The 24,389-nt window shown below is 68.9% G+C and carries 28 protein-coding genes and 1 pseudogene; 19 read left to right on the top strand and 10 right to left on the bottom strand.

All coding sequences use genetic code 11. The annotated features are described in order from the left end of the window. Positions 1-56: 56 nt before the first annotated feature. Genes CVV72_RS26800 through CVV72_RS26790 form a run of 3 tightly spaced genes read left to right on the top strand, consistent with a single transcriptional unit; the run spans position 57 to position 1,495 of the window. The gene (locus CVV72_RS26800) at positions 57-425 is read left to right on the top strand and encodes a VOC family protein (protein ID WP_034310507.1); all 369 of its coding nucleotides are present in this window, start codon (positions 57-59) and stop codon (positions 423-425) included. Positions 426-485: 60 nt separating this feature from the next. Then, entirely contained in the window at positions 486-836 is a 351-nt protein-coding gene (locus CVV72_RS26795) for a zf-TFIIB domain-containing protein (RefSeq protein ID WP_255632272.1), read from the top strand. A 2-nt stretch (positions 837-838) separates the two neighbouring features. Then, positions 839-1,495 carry an AAA family ATPase gene (locus CVV72_RS26790; RefSeq protein WP_219146282.1) on the top strand — a complete coding sequence of 219 codons (657 nt, stop codon included), beginning with the start codon at positions 839-841 and terminating at the stop codon, positions 1,493-1,495. Here CVV72_RS26790 and CVV72_RS26785 read toward each other — a convergent pair. Beyond that, a complete protein-coding gene (locus CVV72_RS26785) occupies positions 1,460-2,590 on the bottom strand; it encodes a methyltransferase domain-containing protein (protein WP_219146281.1) in 1,131 nt (376 codons plus the stop codon). The genes CVV72_RS26790 and CVV72_RS26785 overlap by 36 nt on opposite strands. A 151-nt stretch (positions 2,591-2,741) precedes the next feature. Between CVV72_RS26785 and CVV72_RS26780 the strand changes: the two genes are divergently transcribed. From CVV72_RS26780 to CVV72_RS26755, 6 genes and pseudogenes are all read left to right on the top strand, one after another. Continuing rightward, a complete protein-coding gene (locus CVV72_RS26780; RefSeq protein WP_219154147.1) occupies positions 2,742-3,155 on the top strand; it encodes a helix-turn-helix domain-containing protein in 414 nt (137 codons plus the stop codon). Continuing rightward, complete coding sequence (locus tag CVV72_RS26775) at positions 3,152-3,826, top strand: hypothetical protein (protein WP_219146280.1); 675 nt, start codon at positions 3,152-3,154, stop codon at positions 3,824-3,826. Before CVV72_RS26780 ends, CVV72_RS26775 begins: the two co-directional genes overlap by 4 nt. A gap of 85 nt (positions 3,827-3,911) precedes the next feature. Continuing rightward, positions 3,912-4,205, top strand: coding sequence for a DUF2516 family protein (locus CVV72_RS26770; RefSeq protein ID WP_034310520.1), 294 nt, complete (start codon positions 3,912-3,914; stop codon positions 4,203-4,205). 13 nt (positions 4,206-4,218) lie between these two features. After that, positions 4,219-4,766 (top strand): annotated as a pseudogene (locus tag CVV72_RS26765) (YbaK/EbsC family protein). Next, on the top strand, positions 4,763-6,226 hold the full coding sequence (locus CVV72_RS26760; protein WP_219146279.1) for an aromatic amino acid lyase: 1,464 nt from the start codon (positions 4,763-4,765) through the stop codon (positions 6,224-6,226). The pseudogene CVV72_RS26765 and the gene CVV72_RS26760 overlap by 4 nt, the downstream one beginning before the upstream one ends. Positions 6,227-6,549: 323 nt before the next feature. After that, positions 6,550-7,500 carry a transporter gene (locus tag CVV72_RS26755; protein ID WP_255632271.1) on the top strand — a complete coding sequence of 317 codons (951 nt, stop codon included), beginning with the start codon at positions 6,550-6,552 and terminating at the stop codon, positions 7,498-7,500. Between the two features lie 7 nt (positions 7,501-7,507). Here CVV72_RS26755 and CVV72_RS26750 read toward each other — a convergent pair whose 3' ends face one another. Beyond that, complete coding sequence (locus CVV72_RS26750) at positions 7,508-8,224, bottom strand: ABC transporter permease (protein ID WP_219146277.1); 717 nt, start codon at positions 8,222-8,224, stop codon at positions 7,508-7,510. Next, positions 8,221-8,907 (bottom strand): ABC transporter permease, encoded by a 687-nt coding sequence (locus CVV72_RS26745; RefSeq protein WP_219154145.1) that lies wholly within the window; start codon positions 8,905-8,907, stop codon positions 8,221-8,223. The genes CVV72_RS26750 and CVV72_RS26745 overlap by 4 nt, the downstream gene beginning before the upstream one ends. 151 nt (positions 8,908-9,058) lie before the next feature. Here CVV72_RS26745 and CVV72_RS26740 point away from each other — a divergent pair, with 151 nt between their 5' ends. The 3 genes from CVV72_RS26740 to CVV72_RS26730 all read left to right on the top strand — a co-directional run bounded on the left by CVV72_RS26740 (position 9,059) and on the right by CVV72_RS26730 (position 11,660). Continuing rightward, positions 9,059-9,979, top strand: coding sequence for an ABC transporter substrate-binding protein (locus CVV72_RS26740; protein WP_255632270.1), 921 nt, complete (start codon positions 9,059-9,061; stop codon positions 9,977-9,979). A 148-nt stretch (positions 9,980-10,127) separates the two neighbouring features. Next, positions 10,128-10,562, top strand: coding sequence for an SRPBCC family protein (locus CVV72_RS26735; RefSeq protein ID WP_219146276.1), 435 nt, complete (start codon positions 10,128-10,130; stop codon positions 10,560-10,562). Positions 10,563-10,661: 99 nt separating this feature from the next. Then, a complete protein-coding gene (locus tag CVV72_RS26730) occupies positions 10,662-11,660 on the top strand; it encodes an NADP-dependent oxidoreductase (RefSeq protein WP_219146275.1) in 999 nt (332 codons plus the stop codon). Positions 11,661-11,739: 79 nt separating this feature from the next. On the opposite strand, the gene CVV72_RS26725 is transcribed toward CVV72_RS26730, so the two are convergent. From CVV72_RS26725 to CVV72_RS26705, 5 genes are all read right to left on the bottom strand, one after another. Further along, complete coding sequence (locus CVV72_RS26725; RefSeq protein WP_219146274.1) at positions 11,740-12,369, bottom strand: pyridoxamine 5'-phosphate oxidase family protein; 630 nt, start codon at positions 12,367-12,369, stop codon at positions 11,740-11,742. Positions 12,370-12,384: 15 nt separating this feature from the next. Next, positions 12,385-13,269 carry a formyltetrahydrofolate deformylase gene (gene purU, locus CVV72_RS26720; protein ID WP_219146273.1) on the bottom strand — a complete coding sequence of 295 codons (885 nt, stop codon included), beginning with the start codon at positions 13,267-13,269 and terminating at the stop codon, positions 12,385-12,387. Further along, positions 13,247-13,906 (bottom strand): DedA family protein, encoded by a 660-nt coding sequence (locus CVV72_RS26715; protein WP_219146272.1) that lies wholly within the window; start codon positions 13,904-13,906, stop codon positions 13,247-13,249. The genes purU and CVV72_RS26715 overlap by 23 nt, the downstream gene beginning before the upstream one ends. A gap of 63 nt (positions 13,907-13,969) precedes the next feature. After that, the gene (locus tag CVV72_RS26710) at positions 13,970-14,767 is read right to left on the bottom strand and encodes a class I SAM-dependent methyltransferase (RefSeq protein ID WP_219146271.1); all 798 of its coding nucleotides are present in this window, start codon (positions 14,765-14,767) and stop codon (positions 13,970-13,972) included. Continuing rightward, the gene (locus tag CVV72_RS26705; RefSeq protein WP_219146270.1) at positions 14,749-15,246 is read right to left on the bottom strand and encodes a DUF2505 domain-containing protein; all 498 of its coding nucleotides are present in this window, start codon (positions 15,244-15,246) and stop codon (positions 14,749-14,751) included. The genes CVV72_RS26710 and CVV72_RS26705 overlap by 19 nt, the downstream gene beginning before the upstream one ends. Positions 15,247-15,272: 26 nt before the next feature. Here CVV72_RS26705 and CVV72_RS26700 point away from each other — a divergent pair, with 26 nt between their 5' ends. From CVV72_RS26700 to CVV72_RS26670, 7 genes are all read left to right on the top strand, one after another. Further along, a complete protein-coding gene (locus CVV72_RS26700) occupies positions 15,273-16,337 on the top strand; it encodes a UDP-N-acetylmuramate dehydrogenase (protein ID WP_219146269.1) in 1,065 nt (354 codons plus the stop codon). Between the two features lie 208 nt (positions 16,338-16,545). Further along, positions 16,546-17,721 (top strand): Ig-like domain-containing protein, encoded by a 1,176-nt coding sequence (locus tag CVV72_RS26695; protein ID WP_219146268.1) that lies wholly within the window; start codon positions 16,546-16,548, stop codon positions 17,719-17,721. A 53-nt stretch (positions 17,722-17,774) separates the two neighbouring features. Next, entirely contained in the window at positions 17,775-18,587 is an 813-nt protein-coding gene (locus tag CVV72_RS26690) for an alpha/beta fold hydrolase (protein WP_219146267.1), read from the top strand. A gap of 21 nt (positions 18,588-18,608) precedes the next feature. Continuing rightward, a complete protein-coding gene (mshA, locus tag CVV72_RS26685) occupies positions 18,609-19,913 on the top strand; it encodes a D-inositol-3-phosphate glycosyltransferase (RefSeq protein WP_219146266.1) in 1,305 nt (434 codons plus the stop codon). Continuing rightward, positions 19,910-20,425 (top strand): YbjN domain-containing protein, encoded by a 516-nt coding sequence (locus CVV72_RS26680; RefSeq protein WP_219146265.1) that lies wholly within the window; start codon positions 19,910-19,912, stop codon positions 20,423-20,425. The genes mshA and CVV72_RS26680 overlap by 4 nt, the downstream gene beginning before the upstream one ends. A gap of 80 nt (positions 20,426-20,505) precedes the next feature. Beyond that, the gene (locus tag CVV72_RS26675) at positions 20,506-21,414 is read left to right on the top strand and encodes a DUF4349 domain-containing protein (protein ID WP_255632269.1); all 909 of its coding nucleotides are present in this window, start codon (positions 20,506-20,508) and stop codon (positions 21,412-21,414) included. 538 nt (positions 21,415-21,952) lie between these two features. Continuing rightward, a complete protein-coding gene (locus tag CVV72_RS26670; protein WP_034310552.1) occupies positions 21,953-22,702 on the top strand; it encodes a phosphoglyceromutase in 750 nt (249 codons plus the stop codon). Positions 22,703-22,772: 70 nt separating this feature from the next. On the opposite strand, the gene CVV72_RS26665 is transcribed toward CVV72_RS26670, so the two are convergent. Further along, positions 22,773-23,690 (bottom strand): hypothetical protein, encoded by a 918-nt coding sequence (locus tag CVV72_RS26665; protein ID WP_219146264.1) that lies wholly within the window; start codon positions 23,688-23,690, stop codon positions 22,773-22,775. Beyond that, entirely contained in the window at positions 23,687-24,334 is a 648-nt protein-coding gene (locus CVV72_RS26660; protein WP_219146263.1) for a DNA-binding response regulator, read from the bottom strand. Before CVV72_RS26660 ends, CVV72_RS26665 begins: the two co-directional genes overlap by 4 nt. Positions 24,335-24,389 lie beyond the last annotated feature (55 nt).

The raw sequence follows: 24,389 nt of genomic DNA, 5'->3' as shown, positions 1-24,389 counted from the left end.
CCGATAACCCGCATACTCATTTCACTGGTTACTCAATCATCTTGGGAGGCTGAACCATGGGTGCGGTACCGACCTTCGGCGCGGTGGCGCTCGACTGCCCGGACCCGGTCGCGCTCGCGGAGTTCTACCGCGAGCTGCTCGACTGGGAAGCGGCAGAAGTCGCCGAAGACGGCCATTGGGTGACTCTGCGGAATCCGGAGGGCGGCGCGCGGTTCTCGTTCCAGCGCGTGCCCGACCACCGGCCGCCCGCGTGGCCGTCCGCCGAGAACCCGCAGCAGGCCCACGTCGACCTCGACGTCACCGACATGGAGGCCGCGCACGAGCGCGCGCTGAAGATCGGCGCGAAGCTGCTCGACGACTCGCCGGAGACCTTCCGCGTGTACGCGGATCCGGCCGGGCACCCGTTTTGTCTGTGCGCCTGCTGACCTCGGACGAGAAAAATGCGTAATCTCTGATACGTGATTTGTCCGAAGTGCCAGAACGCCATGAAGACCGTCGACAAGAACGGCATCCACATCGACCAGTGCCAGGGGTGCCGCGGCATCTTCCTGGACCGGGGTGAGCTGGAAGCCATCGCCGGTGCCGAGAACTCGTACTACGGCGGAGGGCACCAGCCGCCCCCGCCGTACCAGGGAGGTGGACACGCGCCGGCGCCGCACTACGGACGGCCGGACTCCCCGCGGCCGCATCGCGGCGGCTACGCGGACTCGCCGAAGGGCTACCGGGGCGGTTACGCCGACTCGCCCAAGGGGTACCGCGGCGGCTACGCGGACTCGCCCCACGGTTACGGCCACAAGCGTCGTAAGGGCGGCTTCCTCGAAGGCCTCTTCGACTGACCGTGGTCCTCGATCTCAAGATCTGCCCGGCCTGCGGTGATCGCGCCGAACGGCCACGAGTCGAGAGCGAGCTGCTGGTGTGCGCGGTATGCGCGCACCAGTGGCCGTTCCGGCGGCTCCCGCTCTTCGCGCTGACCGGCCCGAGCGGTGCCGGCAAGTCGACGGTCGGGCCGCGGCTCGCGGAACGGCTCGGCGATCTCGCGCTCGTGGTCGAGCAGGACGTGTTGTGGACCGGGGCGCTGCGGGACGACGTCCCCGGCCATCCCGCGTTCCGCTCGACCTGGCTGCGGATGGCGGCGATGCTGCACCAGAACGGGCGGCCGGTCGTGCTCTGCGGCACCGTCGCGCCGCCCGAATTCGAGCGTTTGCCCGAGCGCGTCTTCTTCTCCGACATCCACTACCTGGCGCTCGTCAGCGAGCCCGAAGCGCTGCGCAAGCGTTTGCTCGCGCGGCCGGCCTGGCGCGAGTGGGACGAGGAGCGCGTCGAGGAGATGCTGGAGTTCAACGAGTGGCTGCGAGCGGAAGCGCCCTCGATGGAGCCGCCGGTCGAGTTGTTCGACACCACCCACATCCCGGTGGACGACGCCGTCGACCACGTCGAGCAGTGGGTGCGAGGCCTGCTTTCAGGGAAACAGCGGCCAAGTACGGCCGTCGGGTGAATCCAGCCAGATCACCTGTTCTACGCCGTCGAGGCTGAGCCCGAACCGCTCCCGCCCCGGTTCCCCGAGGCCGAGCCAGTCTTCGTGCGCCGCTTCGACGATCTCCCACAGCCGCCGCGGGCCTCCTTCGGCCACTTCGAACTCGCCGCCCCGCTGCCGATGCCGCATCCATGAGCCGTCCGGGTGGACCAACGTGGTGCTCTGGCCCGCCCGCGCGGCCGTCACGCCGGGGAGGTGGAGCCCGGCGAAGAACTCGAAGCGGCTGCGGACTTCGGTGAGCACGCCCATCGGCAGCCGGGTCGGCCGCCAGGAGACATCGCCATCGAGCGCCTTCGACGGCTTGAAGCGGTGTGCGCGCAGTGGCATGAAGCGACCGTCGCGCGCGAGCACCCGCCCCTGTCCCGTCGCGCCCTCGCCCGCGACGATCCGGACGAGCCCACCGCCGATCGGCCGGTTCAGCGTGGTGACGATCAGCCCGCCCGGCACCGTCTGCTCCAGCCACGCGGGCGGGATCGACGACACCGAACAGGTGCACAGCACCCGGTCGTAGAGGACACCCGCCGGGAAACCCTCGGCGCCGTCGGCCGCCGCGCACGAAGGCGCGTACCCGATCTCCGCCAACCGTTTGCGCGCGGCGTCGACCAGTTCCGGATCGATGTCCACCGTGTACACGAGCCCGGATCCGAGTCGATGGCACAGCAGGGCGGTGTTGTAGCCGGTGCCCGTGCCGATCTCCAGCACGCGATGCCCGTCGGTGACCCGGAGCTCTTCGAGCATGATCGCCATTATCGACGGCTGGCTGGACGAACTCGTCGGCGTTCCCGGCTGGGCGCCGAGATAACGCGCCCGTTCCCAGAGTCCCGAGTCGTCGTCGAGCTGGACGACCAGCACATCGGGGGAGTACACGCGCCGGAGCCACTCGTCGTCGCCGCTTTCGACCGCGGCCCAGCCGTTCGCCGCCGGGACGAAGAACCGCGGCAGGAAGACGTGTCTCGGCACGGAGCGGAACGCGGTCATCCAGCGCGCGTCGTGCAGCACGCCCTCGGCGAGCAGATGCTCGACGAGGCGCCGCCGCAGCCGCGTCGCGTTCGACATCCCTCCACGGTAGCGGGGTGAGGACCAACACACCCGATGGTTGCAAGCAGAGTGCTTGCAATTGCTAGCACCCGCGCGTAGCGTTGAAGACGTCGCGAGGAGGTGACCGATGTCAGACATCGACCGGGATCAGCCCGCATCGGGTGGACCGATGGAGAAGGTCGCGGACATCGCTTCCGACATCGGCGAGTACATCCGCCAGCAGCGCAGCAACGCGAAGATCTCCTTGCGGCAGCTGTCGAAACTCGCCGGCGTGTCCAATCCGTACCTGAGCCAGATCGAGCGCGGGGTCCGCAAGCCCAGCGCGGAGATCCTCCAGCAGATCGCCAAGGGCCTGCGAATCTCGGCCGAGGCGCTCTACGTGCAAGCGGGAATCCTCGATCTGCCCACGGGCGGCCCGGTCGGCGACGCGATCCGCGCCGACGCCGAGCTGACCGAACGGCAGAAACAGGTCCTGCTCGACGTCTACGAATCGTTCCGCCGCGAGAACGCCGCCGCGAAACCCGCGGTGGCGGCCAAGGCGAAAACCGAAGACCAAGTCACCGAAACCAAGGAGTCAGCATGACCACGGCCACCAAGACCGACCGCAAGCACACCGCCCTCGACCAGGTCCGCACGCCGCTGCTGGCCGCGCTGGGCGCCGGCAACCTGGCGGGCCAGGCCGTCGTCGACGCCGTGTCCAAGGCCAAGGAGAAGGTCGTCGAGGGCAGCGAGACCGCCCGCAAGAACATCGAGGAGCTCCCGCACGACGTCGAGGGCCTCCGCGAGAAGCTGGACCCGGCCGAGCTGCGCAAGGTCATCGACGAGTACACCGAAGCCGCGCTGAAGCTGTACAACAAGCTGGCCGAGTCCGGCGAGCAGGCGTGGGACAAGATCGCCGCGCAGCCGCAGGTCAAGAAGGCCATCGAGCAGCTGGAAGACGCGATCAGCACCGCGCAGGACCGGGTCGAGGGCGCGACCACCGACGCCCGTGAGCGCATCGACACCGTGCTCGGCAAGGTCACCAAGGGCACCCGCTCCGTCGGCGAGAAGACCGCCCGCAAGGTGACCGAGGTCGCCGGCGAGATCGCCGACGAGGTCGAGGAGATCGGCGACGACCTCGCGCACGAGACCCGCTCGGCTTCGCGCAAGGTCGCCAACAAGACCGCGCCGAAGACCACGACCACCGCGCGCCGCACCACCACCAGCCCGGCCGCCAAGAAGCCGGCCACCGCGCCGAAGACCACCGAGAAGTAAGGTCCGCGTGAACTCCCGGGCCCCCGTCACCGCCTTCGGTGCCGGGGGCCCGGGTCATTCGCCCGGTTTGACGTAAGCTGAGTTCGTGTTCGTTGCCACCTGGATCCTCATCGCCATCCATTGGGGCGGCGCGCTGACGGGGCTGTTCGCTTTCGTGCATGCGCTGTTGCAGCGCGCGGACGCGTACTCGGCCGCCGATCGGAAGACCAAGCCCATCTGGATGCTCATCACCGGTGGGTCCACCGTGGTGCTGACGTTCTTCCAGTTCTACGGCGGCGGCATGATCCTGTGGCTGCCCGCGCTGGTCGCGGTCCTGGTCTACCTCGTGGACGTCCGCCCCAAGCTCATCGAGGTGCAACGCGGCGGCCGCAACTGGTGATTATGGTGGGCCTGTGACCACTTGGACCATCGCCGGAAGCCTCACCGTCGCCCCCGCCCTCTCCCGCACGGACCTGCTCGCCGAGCCTGTCGCCAAGGCGCTCGCCGCCCTGCCCGACCCGGACGCCGTCGGCGTCGTCGAGATCGACGCCGAGCTGGCCGACACCGCGGCCTTCTGCGAGGCGTACGGTTCACCGCTCTCCGCGTCCGCGAACTGCGTCGTCGTCGCCGGCAAACGCGCCGGCGAGGTCCGCTTCGCCGCCGCGATGATCCTCGCCACCACCCGCGCCGACGTGAACGGCGTGATCAAGCGCCGTCTCGATGTCCGCAAGGCCTCCTTCGCCCCGATGGACGAGGCCGTCTCGCTGACCGGCATGGAGTACGGCGGCATCACGCCGGTCGGACTCCCCGCGGAGTGGCCGATCCTGATCGACCAGCGCGTCGCCGACGAACCCGAACTGGTCATCGGCAGCGGTATCCGCGGCGGCAAGCTGCTGATCTCGGGCTCGCGTCCCTGCCCGGCGCCGAAGTGATCGACGGGCTCGCGCGCCCCGTCGAGTGAAGCTGTCCACAAAGGACTTCCCGCTGGCCTCGGCCTTCGAAGCCGGTTTCCTCGAGATCGATCCCGCGTTGCTGGCGGAGCTCGGCGAGAACCGCACCCGTGTCCTAGCCGCGCTGACCGACCGCCCCGTCTACGGCGTGAACACCGGGATGGGGCGGCTCGCGGGGATCGCCGCGCCCGCGTCGAGCGCGCACCAGCGGAACCTGCTGATCGGCCGCGCCGTCGGCGGCCCGCCCTGGCTCTCGGCGGACGAAGTGCGATGGCTGATGCTGGTGCGCCTGCGGGATCTGCTCGCGCCCGAGGCGGGGGCGAGCCCGGAGCTGGTGACGTTCCTCGTCGACCGCCTGAACGAGGGGTTCACTCCCGCCGTACCGCGGACGGGCCTGGGCAGCGCCGGCGAGATCATCCCGCTGGCGCACGCCTTCCAGACCTTCCTCGGTGTCGGCACCGTGCTGGTGGACGGCGTCGAGACGCCCGCGGCGGAAGTGCTGGCGGAGCCGTACGAGCCAGGGCCCAAGGAAGCCGCGACCCTCATCCAGGGCTCGCCGGTGGCGGAGACGCTCGCCGCCCTCGCGCTCACCGAAGTCCGGCGGCTCGTGGACCTGCAGACGCTGGCCGCGGCGATCGCGATCGACGTCCTCGGTGCGCCGCAAGCGGTCTATCGTCCTTCGCTGGCCGGAGACGACCAGGTCCTGCGTTCGGTCCTGCGCGAAGTGAGCGGACTGATCCAAGGTGCCGCCGAACGGCCGGAAGTCGTGCAGGCGCCCGTTTCCGTACGGGTCGCTCCCCGCGCGCTCGCCCATCTGACGCGGGTCGCGGGAGAACTGGAGGAGGTGCTCCGGCGCTCGGTGCCGACCGACTCGCCGGTGTTCCTCGACGGCGAATTCGTGTCCACGACAGGATTCCACGCCGTCGAACTCGGGCTGCGGATGGACGCGGTGACGGCGGCGTTGGTGCATCTCGGCGAAGTGAGCGTGCAGCGGACGCACCGGTTGCTCGACGAGCGATTCAGCGGCCTTCCCGCGCAGCTCGCGGTGGATCCGGGCCCGCAGGCGGGGCTGGTGCCCTTGCACAAACGAGCGGTGGGGGAACTGCACGCGCTACGGCGGCTGGCCACGCCTGCGACGCTGGGTTCTGTCGACACTTCCGGCGGGCAGGAGGATGTGCAGGCGTTCGCCTGGGCGGCGGCGAATCAGCTCCGTGACGCTTGTGCGCGGATGTTCGCCATCACGGCCGGCGAGCTGATCACGGGTTCGCAGGCGCGATGGCTGGCCGACGGGGAGGGGCCGCCCGGACTTCGCACCGCCTATGAGTGGCTCCGGACGGTGGTGCCGCCGGTGGCCGAGGATCGGTCATTGGGGCCGGAAGTGACTGCTCTCGCCGCCGTAATGAATTCTGATTCTTTCAGGCCGTTCCGGCGAGCCACGCGCCCCCGGGAAATGCCTCCGTTCGCGCGATGACGGAAATATCGCCCCTCGAATGACGGAGTGCGTCCGGCGATGCCGCTCCTTTACCGTGGGCGGTCCGAATTCGTTCTCTGAACGGGGATACCGTGAACCGTCGAAGATCCAGTCGTAGCGTACTCGTTGTCCTGCTGGCGATCCTGTCCGTCGCCTCGGTGCAGAGCGTGGCGCTCGGGGCACCCGGGGACATTTCCCCTCAATTCTCCCCGGCCGAGCGGAATACGCCGGAGCCGGTCACCTTCGGCGAATGCTCGCCCAGCCGCCCGGATCCGTTGGCAGGATACGTCAAAAACAGGTTTTCCAGCTGTCAGATCACCAATGTGCGTTATACCCGGCACGCCTGTCCGGAGGCGTCCTGCCCGCTCGTCGCCCAATTGCTCGCGCAGGTGATCGTCATCCGCAACATGGAGCCCGCACAGCGCCGTGTCGTCATCGGTCATCAGGTGGGCATCTTCTCCTACCGCGGCCTGCCCGACACCACACGCTTCGGCATCGGCATGACCCGCACCGCGAAGAACCCGGCCGGGACCGCGAACTGTGACGCGCCGGAAACCAAGATCACGAAGAGCATCGCGGAGTGGAAGGCCCGGCCGGTCGAGTACACCGGGTTCACGATGGGTGGCGAGGACGACCCGAATCCCGCCGACCCGCCGCTGATCCAGGACGAGAAGCGTACCTGGTACCGGCTGGGCCGGTCCCTGTTCATCGAGGGCGAAACCGGTGATCTGGGCGCGCCGCCGCTCTCGTCCGACGTGCGGTGCGACGTCGCCGGCTACGTCCAAGGAAGCAGGTGTGTCTTCCCGAAGACGCCCATGTTCCTCCTGGATGTCCGCGATCCGTACGAAAAACTGGTGTCCGAGGCTTTCCGCGGCGATATCGCCGCCACGTACCCCGGGCGGGCGGAAGGCCGCTACTACGCGGGGAACGCCTCCACGAGCAGCGGAAGACGTACTTACCCGCTCACCCGGATCCACCACGACGGGGCGACCCGGGACGCCAACAAGGCGGTCGCCGAGCGGTACTGTGCGGCGCGATGGGGCCCGGACTGGCATACGGGTCCGGACGGGACGGCCCTCGAGTGCGCCGTGTACCCGTTCACGACGACGCTGGACGGGGCGGCTCTTTCACCGGGGACCACGGAGGGGCCGACGTTCACGGTGAAGCCGGTCGTCGAGCCGGTCTACCGGGCGATGGAGGAGAAGCTGGGAGAATTCCTCGGCCGGAACCACGTTCTCGACGGTGACCAGTACTGGGTCTGGCTTCTCGGCTAGCGGCGGATCAGGTCCGGGCATCCGCGCGGGACTGGAGCGCCAGCCCGCGCGGGGTCACCCAACGCGTGACGAGTGCGAAAACCCCTTCGCACACCAAAGCCAGTACGACGACCGCGATACCACCCGCCAGGATCTCGCCGTGGCCGGGATCGCCGAGGGCGAAACCGTCCACAATGTACCGGCCGAGCCCGCCGCCGTCGTTGACGATCGCGCCGATCGCGACCGTCGCCACCAGTTGCAGGAACGCGACACGGGCACCCGCCAGGATGACCGGCGACGCGAGCGGCAACTCCAGCCGCAGCATGATCTGCCACTCGCGGTAGCCGGTTCCGCGCGCGGCGTCGACGGTTTCCTGCTCCAGCTGGATGACGCCCGCGTAGGTGTTCGTGAACAACGGCGGCAGCGCCAAGGCCACGAGCGCGAGCATCAACGGCCAGAACGTCGTGTCGGCCCCGAGTCGGGCAGCCAGGAACCAGAACAGGATCACGAGCCCGAAGCTGGGGATCGCGCGCCCGATGTTCACCGCGCTCGTGGCGAGGAACTGCGCGCGACGGTAGTGCGCCAGCCACAACGCGGGCGGGATCGTCAGCACGGCCGAGATCGCCAGCGCCAGCAAGGAGAACTGGAGATGCTCGACCGTCCGGTACGGCACACCCGCCGGATCCGTCCAGCTCCAGCGATTCGGTTCGCCGAACCACTCGATGGTCTGGTCGATGATGCTCATCGCGACGCCGCCTTCCGCGACCACGGCGCGAGCGCGCGCCCACCGAGCCACAGCAGCAGGTCCACCACCACGGCCAGCACCACGGAAAGCACGACGCCGACGATGATCGACGTGGGGTTCGGCGTCGCGGTCTGGATCCCGTTGCGGATGAAGTACCCGAGGCCACCCTTGCCGAGCATGGAGGTCACCGTCACGAGCCCGATCGTGGTCACCGCCGCGACCCGCAGCCCCGCGATCACCACCGGCAGCGCGAGCGGGAGTTCGACCTGCCACAGCAACCGCGAACGCGTGAAACCCATGCCAATCGCGGCTTCGCGGACTTCCTTGGGCACTTGTTCGACACCGGTGACGATGTTGCGGATGAGGATCAGCAACGTGTACGTGGCCAAGGGAATCACCGCGGTGGTGAAGGACGTCAAGCCGGTGAAGGGCACCAGTACGGCGAAGGCGCCGAGGCTGGGGATGACGTACAACGAACCCGCCGTGCTCAGCGCGATGACGTAGAACCACCTGCGACGCAGCGAAACCACGGAAACACCGATCGACACCACCAGTCCGATGGCGAGGGCCGCCGCGGTCAGTGTGATGTGCTCGCCGAGCCGCTCGAAGATCTCGTCGAGGTTGCGGTCCACCCACCGCCACTCGAAGAGCGGCCGTCCGCCTTGGGCGGGAACGGGGAACACGGAGGATGCTCGCACCGGCCGACCTTACCCCGATCGGGCGGTCGGATTCCGCTCTCTGGGAGCAGAGGGGGCGCAACTCTCAAAATGTGGATTCTGTCGTGACCCGGGGATACGGTTCATTCCTCTGAACGAGTCATAGGAGTGTGTGCACGTGCGCTGGACACGGAACGTTCGAGTGGGCGCGGTGCTCGCCGCCGCCCTCCTCGGTATGACCGCCTGTGGGGGCGGAGACGACGCGGCGGCCCCGGCCGCGCCGAGCAAGGGCGGGGCGCCGATCGTGGTCGCCTCCTTCAACTTCACCGACAGCCTGATCCTCGCCGAGCTGTACGCGAACGCGTTGGAGGCCAAGGGTTATCCGATCACCCGCAAGCTGAACCTCGGTTCGCGCGAGCTGATCTACCCGGCACTGAAATCCGGCGAACTCCAGTTCATCCCGGAGTACCAGGGCGCCGCCATCACCACCGGCTTCGGCAAGGAGGCCGCGAAGGACGCTGCGGGGGAGCACGAACAGCTCAAGAAGCTGTTCGAGGCCGACGGGATCGCCCTGCTCGACTACTCGCCCGCCGAGGACAAGAACACCTACATCGTGAAGGCCGACCTCGCCAAGGAGAAGGGCCTCGCGAAGATCAGCGACCTGTCCAAGGTCGACAACGTCATCGTCGCGGGCGGGCCGGAGTGCGCGGAGCGGCTTCCCTGCTTCAAGGGCTTCACGGACATCTACAAGCTGAAGGCCACGTTCCAGACCGTGCAGGAAGCGGGCCCGCGCGTCGAGCAGCTGCGGTCCGGCAAGGTCACCGTCATCCCGGTCGACTCGGTGAGCCCGCTCGTCGGGGACCCGCAGTTCGTGGCGCTGGAGGACGACCTCGGCATCGTGCCGACCGAGAACGTCGTGCCCGCGGTCAACAAGAAGGTCCTCGACGAGCGCGGCGCCGACTTCGCGGCCGCCGTCAACGCCGTGAGCAAGGCGCTCGACACCGCACAGCTGCGTGAGCTGAACAAGCGCGTCGACTCGGACGGCGAGAAGCCGGCGGACGTCGCGAAGGACTGGCTGAAGGAAAAGTCCCTCATCTAGAGCTTGAAGTACGTGAAGGCCCCCTTCATTGCGCTAGACGCAGTGAAGGGGGCCTTCACGTACTTGCGCCGAGGGGCCGCCCGCTCCGGCTGCGAGCACCGGTGGAATCGTGGACGCTGTCGTTGCACCACGGGTGAAAGGGAGTGGGATGGGAAAGGTCACGGCCATCGCGGAGCGCACCATCGAGGCGCCGGCGGACAAGGTCAGGGCGCTCGTCGCGGACTACGCCGAAACCCGGCCGAAGCTGCTGACCGAGCACTACCGCGACTACGAGGTCACCGAAGGCGGTGTCGGCGCGGGCACGAAGGCGCGCTGGAAGCTTCAGGCCACGTCGAAGCGCGTGCGTGACGTCGCCGCGACGGTGACCGAGCCGTCCGAAGGCACTCTCGTCGAGACCGACGCGAACTCCAGCATGGTCACCACCTGGACCGTCCGCGAGGTGCCGGACGGCACCGTCGTCCGCATCGAGACGACCTGGGACGGCGCGGGCGGCATCGGCGGCTTCTTCGAGAAGACCTTCGCGCCCGGTGGGCTCAAGCGGATCTACGAGGGAGTGCTCGGCAAACTCGCCGAGGTCGTGTAGTGCTCGCCACAACCGGAATGGTCGCCCCGGTTCGCTCGTTGTACCCGTCGTGAATACGGGGCGATCGCCCCGCTTGGGCAACAGACTTGGAGTTACCTCGTGAACGCAACCGAGATCCGGCTCGCCTCCCGTCCGCACGGCGTCCCCACGCTCGAGAACTTCGAGATCGCCGACGTCGAGATCCCGGTGCCGGGCGAGGGGCAGATCCTGGTCCGCAACCAGGTGCTGAGCGTGGACCCGTACATGCGCGGCCGGATGAGCAGCGCGAAGTCCTACGCCGAACCGTACGAGGTCGGCAAGGTCATGCACGGTGGCGCCGTCGGTGAAGTGCTCGAGTCCACCGTGGACGACTTCCGGCCGGGCGACATCGTGCTGCACGGTCTCGGCTGGCGCTCCCATGCCGTCGTCGACGCGAAGCACGCGGTGAAGGTCGACCCCGAAGCCGCGCCGATCACCGCGTACCTCGGTGTCCTCGGCATGACCGGGCTCACCGCGTACGCCGGCCTGCTCGACGTCGCGGAGTTCAAAGAGGGCGACACCGTCTTCGTGTCCGGCGCGGCGGGCGCGGTCGGTTCCGTCGTCGGTCAGCTGGCCAAGCTGAAGGGCGCGAAGCGGGTCATCGGCAGCGCGGGCACCGACGAGAAGGTCAAGTGGCTGACCGACGAGCTGGGCTTCGACGCGGCGTTCAACTACAAGGACGCCCCGGTCGCCGAGCAGCTGCGCGCGGCGGCGCCCGAGGGCATCGACGTGTACTTCGACAACGTCGGCGGCGAGCACCTCGAAGCCGCGATCGACTCGATCAACCTGCACGGCCGGATGGCGATCTGCGGGATGATCTCGGTCTACAACAACACCGAACCGGCCGCAGCCCCGCGCAACCTCGCGTCGATCATCGCGAAGCGGTTCACCATGCGCGGCATGCTGGTCGGCGACCACTTCGCGCTCCAGCCGCAGTTCGTCAAGGAGGTCGCACCGCTGGTCGCCTCCGGCGAGCTCAAGTACTCGGAGACCATCGTGGACGGCATCCGCAACGCGCCGCAGGCGTTCCTCGACCTGCTGGGCGGAGCGAACACCGGCAAGATGCTGGTCCGCGTCTGACCCCGCCTCCCGATGCTATGAACGGGCCGGTCCTTGCAAAATTTGCAAGGACCGGCCCGTTCATAGCGCGCGCGAGGGCTCAGTACTGAGTGGTGAGCGCGCCTTCGGTCAACGCGGCGTCCAGCGCCTCCGCCGACATGTCCAGCTTCATCTGGTCGCGGAAGATCTGGCCGGCGGTCGGCAGGCTGGACCGCTCCGGCCAGGTTTCCGGCTTCCACAGCGAGGACCGCAGGAAAGCCTTGGCACAGTGCATGTACAGCTCTTCGACCTCGACCATGATCGCCAGCGCGGGCCGCTTCCCCTTGACCACGAGGTCGTCGAAGAACGGCGCGTCCGCGACCAGTTTCGCGCGGCCGTTGATCCGCAGCGTCTCGTTCATCCCCGGGATCAGGAACAGCAGCCCGGCGTGCGGGTTCTCGAGGATGTTGGTCTGGCTGTCGAGCAGCTTGTTGCCCGGGCGGTCCGCCAGCACCAGCGTCTTGTCGTCGAGGACCTTCACGGAACCGGCCGGATCGCCCCGCGGGGAGACGTCACAGGTCCCGTCGGAAGACGCCGTCGCCAGCAGGTAGAACGGCGAGTGCTCGATCAGCGTGCGGGCATGCTGGTCGAGGAAGGGGATGATCTTCCCCTTGGTGCGCTCGGCCGGGTGGCCGAGATGTTCACGCAGCGCTTCACGCGTCTCGATCACTTTGATCTCTGAGGTCCCCATGGAACCAGTGAACCACTAGAACACGACAGTCCGGTTCCCGTGCACCAGCACCCGGCCTTCGAGGTGCCACCGCAGCCCCCGCGCCAGCGTCACCTTCTCGATGTCGCGGCCCTTGCGGACCATGTCCTCCACGGAGTCGCCGTGGTCGACGCGGATGACGTCCTGGTCGACGATCGGGCCCGCGTCGAGATCCGCGGTGACGTAGTGGCAGGTCGCGCCGATGAGCTTCACCCCGCGCGCGTGGGCCTGGTGATACGGCCGCGCGCCGACGAACGACGGCAGGAAGCTGTGGTGGATGTTGAGCGCCCGCCCGGCCCACGCCTCGCACAGTTCCGGGGGCAGGACCTGCATGAACCGGGCGAGAACGACGGCGTGCGGGTCGTGCTCGTCGACGAGTTTCCGCACTTCGGCGAAGGCGGACGCCTTGGCGGCGGCGTCACCGGCGGGGAACGGGACGTGGTGGAACGGGATGCCGTGGGCGCGGGTGATGTCGCCCAGCGAAGCGTGGTTGCCGATGACGGCGGCGACGTCGACGTCCAGTTCGCCCGAGGCGACCCGGCCGAGAAGGTCGTAGAGGCAGTGCCCGGCCTTGGAGACGAGGATCACGGCGCGACGCCGCTCACCGGTGTCGCTGACCTGCCAGCTCGACTCGGCCGAAAGCGACTTCGCGACGTCGGCGAAGCGGGCGCGCAGTTCGGCGGCGTCGAACGGGAGCGAGTCGGCGCGCACGACCTGGCGCGTGAAGAACCAGCCGGTGTCGGGGTCCGTGTGGTACGCCGCTTCGACGATCCAACCGCCGTGTTCGGCGAGGAAACCCGAGATACGGGCGATGATGCCGGTGCGGTCAGGGCAGCCGAAGGAGATCACATAGCGACGTTCAGGGTTCGACACGGACTCCATTGTCGCTGGTCCCGGCCGCCGTGCGGCGCCGGGTCAGTATCCGGACGCGGACCCGCCGCCCGACCTCGATCGCCGCGACGAGCAGCAGGCCGAGCCCGAAGGACAGCAGAAGGCCCTTCTCCGGTTCGTCCGCGAAGGCCGCTCCGCCGACGAGACCGATGAAGACGCTGTACACCGCCCAAATGCTCGCGCCGAGGGCATCCAGCGGGACGAACTTGCGCGGCGGGTAGCCGAGGCTGCCGTTGGCGAGACCGCTCGCGACCCGGCCTCCTGGCAGATAGCGGGCGGCGAGGATCAGCAGGACGGCGTTGCGCCGCACCTGGATTTTCGCCCATTCGTAGCGCCGGACCCCGTCCGGACCGCGCTGCAGGCGGGCGAGCGCTCGCGGACCCGCGGCCGTGCCGACGGTGTAGCCGAGACAGTCGCCCAGCCAGGCCCCGAGCGCGGCGACCAGCGCGAGCAGCGCCAGCTGGGAGAAGTCCGTGCCGATCAGGACGGCGACGGTGATGACGGTGGTCTCGCTCGGCATGAACGGCAGGAGCGCGTCCAACCCGGACACGAGGAACACGATCACCCACAGCCAGGGCGATCCGAGCGTGCCCTCGAGCAGCTCGGTGACGTACTCCAGCAGTTCCACGGTTCCATGGTGATCACCGCAGGTCGCTTTGGGGTGACGGAGCGGGGTTCGACCGATGAATTCCTAGTCGGGAGCCACCGACGACCACGGCACGGTGAGTTCGCCGAGCCGCCACCGCGAGGGCCGGTTCAGCACCGGCCAGCCCCGGGCGGTGAGCAGGTGGACGGTGTGTGCCCAGCGGGCGCGGACGCCGAAGTTCTGGTGCGGCGCCGCCGTCGCCCAGCAGATGTCCAAAAGGGACAGTAGTTCGTGGACGCGTTCGCCGGGAACGTTGCGGTGGATGAGGATCTTGGGCAACCGTTCGGCCACTGTGGACGGACGTTCCAGGCTGGCGAGATGGACCGACAGGGTCAGGCTGCGCGGCCCGGCGGAGCCGACCGCGACCCAGGTGCTGAGCCGCCCGATCTCGTCGCAGGTGCCTTCGACGAGCAGCCCGCCCGGCGCCATCGCGTCCAGCATCAGCGACCAGGCGCCCGGGACCTCGGCTTCGTCGTACTGGCGAAGCACGTTGAACGCGCGCACCAGTACCGGCCGCGTCCCGGCAAGTTCGAAGCCGCCGCGCCGGAAATCCAGCCACGGCCGGTCGGCGGCGGCCTGCGCGACGGCGACCCGTTCGGCGTCCAGCTCCAGGCCCAGCACCCGGACGTCGCGCCGGACCGTGCGCAGCCGGCGCGCCATTTCGACCGTGGTCACCGGTGAGGCGCCGTAGCCGAGGTCCACCACGAGCGGTTCGTCCGCGCGGTGCAGCAGCCCGGTCACGCCGGGGTCGCTCGCGAGCCAGCGGTCGACGCGGCGGAGCCGGTTGGGGTTGGTCGTGCCCCGTGTCGGTGCCCCGACCGGTTTCAGCGCTCGGCCAGCCACTTCGCGACGAATTCGGCCTCGCGTTCCAGCAGCTTGGTGACCTGTTCGGCGATCACGCCTTCCAGCTTCCCGCCGACGAACGGGATCCGCACCTTGACCTCGCCGCTGTTGACCAGCGTCGCCTGCTCGCCTTCACCGGTCAGCGACGTCTTCGCGGTGATCTCGCCCGGCACGCCCGAGACCGATGCCGTCGCGGTGCCGGTGTAACCGGATCCGGCGGTCTTCCAGGTCTGCTCACGCTCGACGATCAGATCGCCCCGGTGCAGCGTCCGCACGGCCGACGGGAGCTTGTCCGAGCTGATGCCCTGACGCAGCTTGTAGCGCACGCCGTCCCCGGTCGTGGCGTACTCCAGCAGCTCCGCGTCGTCGCCGCCGATCTGCTCCAGCCTCGCCCGCAGCGCCGCCTCGCCGGCGACCGCGTCGAACGTGGTCGCGAGGTCTGCGGAGAACGTCGATCGGTGCTCGATACGGGAGGCCATGGCGCCAGACAGTACCGTTCACGGGCGTGAGCACTGCCGAAACTCCCACTCAGCACGCCGCCCTCGCCGACCACACCACGTTGCGGCTCGGCGGTCCGGCACGGCGTTATGCCGAGGCGAAGACCGTGCAGGCCCTGGTCGACGCGGTCCGCGAGGCCGACGAAGCGGGCGAGCCGGTCCTGCTGCTCGGCGGCGGTTCGAACCTCGTCGTCGCCGACGACGGCTTCGGCGGCGCGGTGCTGAAGGTCGCCACCACCGGATGGACCCGTGACGGGGATCTCGTCGAGGTCGCGGCGGGGGAGAACTGGGACGGTTTCGTCGAGGGCCTGGTCGCCGACGGCGCCGGCGGGCTCGAATGCCTGTCCGGGATCCCCGGTTCGGTCGGTGCGACACCGATCCAGAACGTCGGCGCGTACGGCTGCGAGGTGGCCGAGTCCCTGGTCTCGGTCGACCTCTACGACCGCGCCACCCGCGAGATCCGCACGCTGACCGCCGAAGAGCTCGGCTTCGGCTACCGCACGTCGATCCTGAAGGGCACCGACGCGGGCGTCGTGCTCACTGTGCGCTTCAAGGTCACCGAAGACGGCCTGTCCGCCCCGATCCGCTACGCCGAACTTGCCCGCACGCTCGGTGTCGAGATCGGTGACCGGGTCCCGGCGGCCGAAGCCCGCGAAGCCGTCCTCGGCCTGCGTCGCGGCAAGGGCATGGTCCTGGACGCCGACGACCACGACACGTGGAGCGCGGGCTCGTTCTTCACCAACCCGATCATCGGTGAGGCGCGGCTGCCGAAGGTGCTGGCGGGGATCGTGGATGTCGTCGGCGAGGACGTCCGTGTGCCGCAGTACCCGGCGCCCGGTGGCACGAAGCTGTCCGCCGCATGGCTGATCGAGCGGGCCGGGTTCGCGAAGGGCCACGAAGGGCCCGGCGGCAGGGTCTCGTTGTCGACGAAGCACACGCTCGCGCTCACGAACCGCGGTAAGGCCTCGACTGAGGACCTACTCGCTCTGGCGCGCGAAGTGCGCGACGGCGTCGAGGCCCGCTTCGGTGTTTCGCTGCACCCGGAACCCCTGTTGATCAACTGCGCGCTCTGAACCCCGCAATTCGTCATCTACTCGCGATCCTTGCACGCGCAAAGATCGCAAGGAGGTGACGAATTGCGGGAGGGTGAACAACCCCACCCCGGCTTCGTGCGTCTATCCCGGTGAGGGGCGCGGGTGAGTTCCGTCGCCGCGGGTAACGTCGGAGAGGTTCCCAGCGCTGAGCGGGTAGGGGCTCGCGGGGAGCTAACGGGAGGTACACGTGATCGAACGGCGCACGGTGTTCAAGGCCGCGCTCGCCGCGGGGGCGGCCATGCTGGCCGCTGCCTGCTCCAGTGGAGAAGGCGGCAACGCCAAGCCGGAAGGCAGTGGTGCCGGAGAGCAGAACGCCGCCCCGGTCGCGAAGATCACCGCCGAACCCGCCGCCGACGCCAAGGACGCCTCCGTGGTGACACCGGTCGTGGTGAAGGTCGCCGACGGCAAGCTCACCGAGGTCAAGGTCACCGGGGACAGCGGCAAGGACGTCAAGGGTGAACTTTCGCCCGACGGGCTGACCTGGACCAGCACCGAGGTCCTCGGCTACGGCAAGACGTACACGTACGCCGCGAAGGCCACCGGCAGCGACAACAAGCCTGCCGAGTTCAAGGGCTCGTTCAGCACGGTCAAGCCGGCCAAGGAGATTCGCGCCACGCTGAACCCGACCGACGACGCCGAGGTCGGCGTCGCGATGCCGATCAGCGTGAAGTTCGCGTCCCCGGTCAAGGACAAGGCGGCCGCCGAGAAGGCGCTCAAGGTGAAGACCGACAAGGACGTCGAGGGCTCCTGGGGCTGGCTGTCGGACACGCAGGTCGACTGGCGGCCCAAGGAGTACTGGCCCGCCAACATCAAGGTCAGCGTCGAGGCGAAGCTCTACGGCGTCGCGCTCGGCGGCGGCGCGTACGGCAAGGCCGACGTGACCACCGAGTTCAAGATCGGCCGCAACCAGGTGGTCAAGATCAACACCCCCGACCATGTGATGAAGGTCTACCGGGGCGGGTCGGAATCAGCGAGCTACCCGTGCTCGAACGGCCTCGACTCCGACGTCCAGCGCAACACCCCGAACGGCACGTTCATCGTGATGACGAAGGAGCCGACGGCGCGGTTCGACAACGCGCGCTACGGCTACACCAACGTCAACAAGAAGTGGGCCTGCCGGATCTCGAACAACGGCGAGTACATCCACGAGAACCAGGACAACGCGGCGAACATCGGCAAGGCCAACACCTCGCACGGCTGCGTGAACCTGCTCGACGCGGACGCGAAGAAGTACTTCGACACGGCGATGATCGGCGACCCGGTCGAGATCACCGGCTCGAAACTGGGCAGCCCGACCAAATCGGACGTCAAGGACTGGTTCTACGACTGGAAGTCCTGGAAGGCCCTCTCGGCGATCAAGTAGCCCCCTTGCCACTCACGAGCCCACGCATACCGGAACCTCATAGGGTGACGCCCATGAAGACCGAGGTAGTCGGCTACGGCGGGACCCGCATCGGCCTGTGGGTCGAGGGCGCCGAGAACACCCGTCCGATCGTGTTCGTGCACGGCTGGGCCCAATCCGCCAAGGCCTGGGCGCCGCAGCTGGCGGATCCCGCGCTCAGCGAGCGGTTCCGCCTGGTCGCGATGGATCTGCGCGGTCACGGCGATTCCGAGGTGCCCTCGGCAGGCTATGACGATCCGCGGGTCTGGGCCGAAGATCTCGCCTCGGTCCTCGACTTCGCCGGTGACGACGCCATCGTCGTCGGCTGGTCCTACGGCGGGCTGGTGATCACCGATTACCTCCGCGTGCACGGCTCGTCGAGGCTCGGAGGTGTCGTTTTTGTGGGCGCCATCACAGAAATCGGCAAGAACCGGCCCGGCGGCAAGGTCGGGCCCGCCATGCGCGACGCCATCCCGGCGGTGCTGGCGGACGATCCGGCGGTCGCGATCCCCGCGTTGGTGCAGTTCAGCGAGCGGATGACCGCCGCCCCCGTGTCCGGCACGCTTGCCCAGTCCTTGCTCGGCGCGTGCCTTTCCACCCCGCCCGCGGTGCGCTCCGCGTTGTTCCGGCGCGACATCGGGAGCGAGGACGTACTTCGCGATCTGGACAAACCGGCACTTATCGTCCATGGTCTCGCGGATGCTGTGATCGATCCGACGTCGGCGGAATACGCGGCGGGGAAGATTCAGGGGGCCGTCGTGCGTTGGCTACCTGAGGTGGGGCATCTGCCGTTCGCCGAAGCGGCGGACGAGTTCGGTGATCTACTGCGCCGGTTCGCCGATCAGTAGGACTTCGGGAGTGTTGACCAGGTGACGATCCCTCTGCACGGGTTCGACGCCGCGCCCAGGCGCGTCGCGGTGCTGTCGTTGCACACCTCTCCGCTGGAGCAGCCGGGTACCGGCGACGCCGGCGGCATGAACGTCTACGTGAGCCAGACGGCCACCGAGATGGCCCGCCGCGGCGTCGAGGTCGAGGTGTTCACGAGGGCGACGTCCTCGGATCAGCCCCCGGTCGCCGAGCTGGCGCCGGGCGTGCTGGTCCGGCACATCCCGGCCGGGCCGTTCGAGCCGCTGGGCCGCGACGAGCTGCCCGCGCAGCTGTGCGCGTTCACCGCCGGGGTGCTGCGGGCCGAGGCGTTCCACGAGCCGGGCTACTACGACCTCATCCATTCGCACTACTGGCTTTCCGGCCAGGCGGGCTGGCTCGCCCGCGACCGCTGGGGCGTGCCGCTGGTGCACACCGCGCACACCCTGGCCAAGGTCAAGAACGCCGCGCTCGCCGAGGGCGACACCCCGGAGCCGCGCACCCGCGTGATCGGCGAAGAGCAGGTCGTCGAGGAGGCGGACTGCCTGGTCGCGAACACCCGCGTCGAGGCCCGCGAGCTGATCGAGCTGTACGACGCCGACCCGCACGCCGTGCACGCCATCCCGCCCGGCGTCGACCTCGACCGGTTCACGCCCGGATCCCGGCCCGCCGCGCGCCGGGCGCTGGGCCTGCCCCAGGACGCGATCGTGCTGGCCTTCGCGGGCCGCATCCAGCCGTTGAAGGCGCCGGACGTCCTCCTGCTGGCCGCGGCCGAAATGCTGCGCGAGCGGCCGGAGCTGGCGTCGCGGCTGGTGGTGCTGATCGTCGGCGGCCCGTCCGGGACCGGACTGGAGCAGCCGCAGGCCCTGCGCGAACTGGCCGTTTCCCTCGGGATCGAGGAGCAGACCCGGTTCATGCCGCCGCAGCCCGGCCGCTCGCTGGTCAACGTCTACCGCGCGGCAGACATCGTCGCCGTGCCGAGCTACAACGAGTCGTTCGGGCTGGTCGCGCTCGAAGCGCAGGCCTGCGGAACACCGGTGATCGCGGCCGAGGTCGGCGGGCTGCCGGTCGCGGTCCCGCACGGGGTCTCCGGGCTGCTCGTGCCTTCGCACGACGCGAAGGACTGGGCGGGTGCGCTCGCGAACGTCGCGCTGCGGCCCGGCTGGCGTGCCGAACTTTCGGCCAACGCCGTCGTCCACGCGCGGCGCTTCTCCTGGCGCCGTACGACGGACCGGCTGCTGGACACGTACGCTCAGGCGACCGGCGCGTTCCGGCGCGCCCTCGAACAGCGCGCGGAGGTGGCGGTTTGACGCTCGACGAGACCTTGCGGTCCTCTTTGGACAATGCGGGCCTGGAATACCAAAGGCGTGGCGAGGGAAAGTACTTCGTCACCTTGCCCGGTACCAAGAAGTTGCAGACCAACTGCTGGCTGGTCGCCGGGGATCACGCTTTCGCCGTCGAAGCCTTCGTCTGCCGCCGCCCCGATGAGTCCCATGAGGACGTTTACCGGTTTCTGTTGCGCCGCAACGCGAAGCTGTACGGCGTGCACTACACCGTGGACGCGATGGGCGACATCTACCTGGTCGGCCGGTTCGGCCTGGACACTGTCACCGAGTCCGAGTTGGACAAGATCCTCGGGCAGGTGCTCGAAGCCGCCGACGGCGATTTCAACACGTTGCTGGAACTCGGATTCGCGGAATCGATCAAACGCGAGTGGGATTGGCGCGTTTCCCGCGGCGAGTCGCTGGCGAACCTGCAGGCGTTCAAACATCTCGTCGAGCCCGCGAACGGCCACGAACCCGGAGCCTTGACCGACTCGTGACCCGGATGGTGCAACGGGCCTGAGCCCGGCTCCGTCTCTTTCCGCGACACTGGAGGGAGACGGTCTTGATACGCAAGCGAATGAGATGGGTCGCCGCCGCCGGCATCGTGCTGGCACTGGCGGGCTGTTCGGCGAACGATTCCGGCAGCAGTGAATCCGCCGGGATGCCGATGTCGGCCGACACCAAGCAGGCCGTGCCGAACCAAGGTGGGCCGCCGAACAAGGAGGCACCCGACAGCAAGGCGGGTTCGGGGAAGGCCCCGGCGCCGGCGGGACAGCCGGGCATCGCCGACCGCAAGCTGGTGCGCACGGCGAGCCTGGAGCTCACCGCGCCGAACGTCGCCGACGTGATCTCGCAGGTGCGCGTCATCACCCAGGGCGCCGCCGGCTACACGGGGCAGGAGAGCACACAGGAGAAGCGGGCGTCGGTCAACGTCATCGTGCCCGCCGAGCGTCTCGACGGCGTGCTGGACCAGCTGGGGAAACTCGGGAAACAGGTCAGACGCGAGGTCACCGCGACGGACGTGACCGAGCAGATGGTCGACGTCGATTCGCGGCTGGCCACCCAGCGGGCGAGCGTCGAGCGCATCCGCGCGCTGCTCGCGAGGGCGACGTCGGTCTCGGAGATCGCCTCGGTCGAGAGCGAGCTGACGAGCCGCGAGGCCGAGCTCGAGTCGCTCCAGAAGCGGCGCGAAAGCCTGGCCGGAAGTGTCGCCATGTCGACGATTTCCCTGCAGGTGAAGGCGGAGACGGTCGCGGCGGCGGAGCAATCCCGCAGCGGGTTCCTCGGCGGGCTGGCCGACGGCTGGGACGCGTTCCTGACCTTCGGCGGCGGCCTGCTGACCGTGCTCGGCGCGATGGCGCCGTTCCTGCTGGTCTTCGGCGTCCCCGCGGCCGCGCTGGTGTGGTGGCTGCGCAAGCGGCGCCGTCCGGCGGAGCCCGCGATGGCGACCGCTTCGGATCTGCCGTCCGCGCCCCCGCTGGACTGAGCCTCCACGCAAGCCCTGCGCCCTGCCGCCTGTCCGTGAAGGCCTCCTTGAGGGACTCTGGGTCCCTCAAGGAGGCCTTCACGGACTTTGGCGGCTCCCCGAAGATGAACAGGCGGGACGGCTCGAGGGAGGGGGGAGTCGCGATCTCGAGCCGCCCCGCTGAAGTTCCCGCCAAGGTGGACCCGGTGACGAGGGGGATGCCAACGGGGCCGGCGGGCGCCGCGACTCGGCAGGGGGGAGACGAGTCGCGGTCGTCACCCGCGTCGAACCGGGGAGTGCGTGGAATCCGGCCGCGCGGGACGTAGTCAACCTGTCAGATCTCCACCTGTAATCACAAGACTACCGGTTACTCCGTTCGAGTGAAATTCGAAAACCGGGATAACGGAGTGCAGCCTGATTCCCCGCGATCGGGACTTGTTGGCAACCCGTCTTCTGGACGGGTGAAGGTGTTACTCGTAGGTAACGCACTCTCCGTAGAAACCCGGCGAAGCGCGGCCCTCTGACCGGCGCTTCCGCTCACTCTGGCAGGCTGAACCCCATGGCTGAGCTTGGGACTCTGGTGCTGCTGCGTCACGGGCAGAGCACGTGGAACGCCGAAAATCTGTTCACCGGCTGGGTGGACGTGCCGCTGTCCGAGCAGGGCGAGCAGGAGGCGCGCAAGGGCGGGCAGCTCCTCGCGGAGTCCGGTCTGCTGCCGGACGTCGTCCACACGTCGCTGATGCGCCGGGCGATCTCGACCGCCAATCTGGCGCTCGACGCCGCCGACCGCCACTGGATCCCGGTCAAGCGCGACTGGCGCCTCAACGAGCGGCACTACGGCGCGCTGCAGGGCAAGAACAAGAAGCAGACCCTGGACGAGTTCGGCGAGGAGCAGTTCATGCTCTGGCGCCGCTCCTATGACACCCCGCCGCCCCCGATCGACCCGGCCGACGAGTTCAGCCAGGTTGGCGACGCGCGCTACGCCGACCTCGGTGACGCCGCTCCGCTGACCGAATGCCTCAAGGACGTCGTCGCGCGGCTGCTGCCGTACTGGGAGTCCGCGATCGTGCCGGATCTGCGCGCGGGCAAGACCGTGCTGGTCGCCGCGCACGGCAACTCGCTGCGCGCGCTGGTGAAGCACCTCGACGGCATCTCCGACGACGCGATCGCCGGGCTCAACATCCCGACCGGCATCCCGCTGCGCTACGACCTCACGGAAGACCTCAAGCCGGTCACCGCCGGCGGGACCTACCTGGACCCGGAGGCCGCCAAGGAAGCCGCGGCCGCCGTCGCCAACCAGGGTCGCTAATCCCACGCGATTCGTCCCCTGAACGCGGTAGTTCGCTCTCGAACCACCGCATTCGGGGGACGAATTGCGTTCAGGGGAGAGGCTGGACCGATTCGACCCCCGCGGCCTTCCAGCCCTCGGGCAGCCGCTGGAGGCGCAGGACGATCGGCAGGTACCTCTTCGTCGCCTGCCCGGCCGCGTCCTTGACGTCCGTCGTCGCGAAGAGCAGCACGCTCGCCTTGTCGTCCACGACCTCCATGACCGCGGCGGCCGGGTTCGGGGCCGGGGACGCCTTCGTTCCCCCGGACCGGATCTGGTTCAGCCGCGCCGCCTTGTCCTGCCGGAACTGGGCCAGCAACGGCCCGGTCGACACGGATTCGTAGCGGGCGTAGGTGCCTTCGGGGTCGGCCGGGTCCACGTTCAGCAGGGCCTCCGCGACGCGGAGCGCGCCGTCGCGGGCGGAATCCCGCACCCTCGCGAACACCCGGTCGCCGGCGCCCGGTTTCTCCGCCGGGGGCGAGGGCGCGGCCGGGTTCACCTCGATCTTCCCGATCCGCCAGCGGTCGCCTTCACGCACCGTCGCGAGCAGCACCGACGTGATGCCCTTGCTGGTGGCGCCCGCCCTGGTGCTGCTCTGGTCGAGCACCGTCAGCACCCGTGCCTTGTCCGGGGTCTCCTCGACCGCGGCCGACACGATCACCCTCGTCACGAGTTTGATCGGTTCCGCCGATTTCCGGACCTCGGCGAACAGCTTCGCCAGCTCGTCGCGCGCGCTCGGCGTCAGGTTGTCGGCGATCGCCTTGTCGTAGGCGGGCACGGCCGTGCTGTCGTAGGAGAACACCGCTTCGGTGGCCGTCTTCACCGCCGTGAGCACGGTGGCCGTCCGCGCCGGGTCGACGAGCGCGAGGTTCGAGGGCGGGGTTTCCGGCTCTGGCCCGGCGGTACCGGGGACCGCGGTGGTGCAGCCCGCGAGCACGAACACCACCGCGAGCCCCGCCCAGCGCTTCACAAGAGGCCGAGTTCCCGCGCCCGCGCGTCGACCTGGAGCCGCGACGTCACGCCGAGCGCGACCAGCAGTTCCGAGACACGACGCTGATAGGTGCGCACGCCCATGCCGAGGCTCTTCGCGGCCTTCTCGTCCTTGCAGCCGGTGGTCAGGAACTCGAGGATCTGCGGTGCCTCCATCCGGATGTCGGCGAACCGCGCGTCGAACGTCTCCAGGGTGGTGGACGCCAGCCAGGCGGTCTCGAACAGCGACAGGATGCCCTGCACCAGCTCGGGGCGCGAGATGACGCTGTACGAGCGCACCGCCTTGCCCTCGTCGCCCGCCATGATCGCGACCCGCTCGTCGAGCAGGATCGTCTCGTTGATCTCCTCGGTGCCGATGCGGATCTGCGCGCCGAGGCCGGACAGGTGATGCAGGTGCTCCGCGGTCTGCTCGTTCAGCAGGACACCGGGGCGATACAGCTTGCGGATCCGCTTGTCGTGCACCAGCCGTTCACCCTGCCGCGTGAGCGATGGCCGGGAAAGCGCCCAGGTGTAGAGGTCGTCGGCCGCGCACGCGATGTCGGTCGCCGCGACGAACAGATGAGCCGTCCGGTCGAACAGCTCTTCTTCTCCGCGAATCAGGGAGATGTCACTGACGAGTTCCACGGCGACAGTCTTCCAACATTCCCCGCCGGTGGTGACGGGAACGTCGCTATTCGCC

The organism is Amycolatopsis sp. TNS106 (assembly GCF_019330265.1).
Classification (GTDB): domain Bacteria; phylum Actinomycetota; class Actinomycetes; order Mycobacteriales; family Pseudonocardiaceae; genus Amycolatopsis; species Amycolatopsis lurida.
Note: the sequence above shows the minus strand (reverse complement) of the source record. Positions and strands in the feature narration are given on the sequence as shown.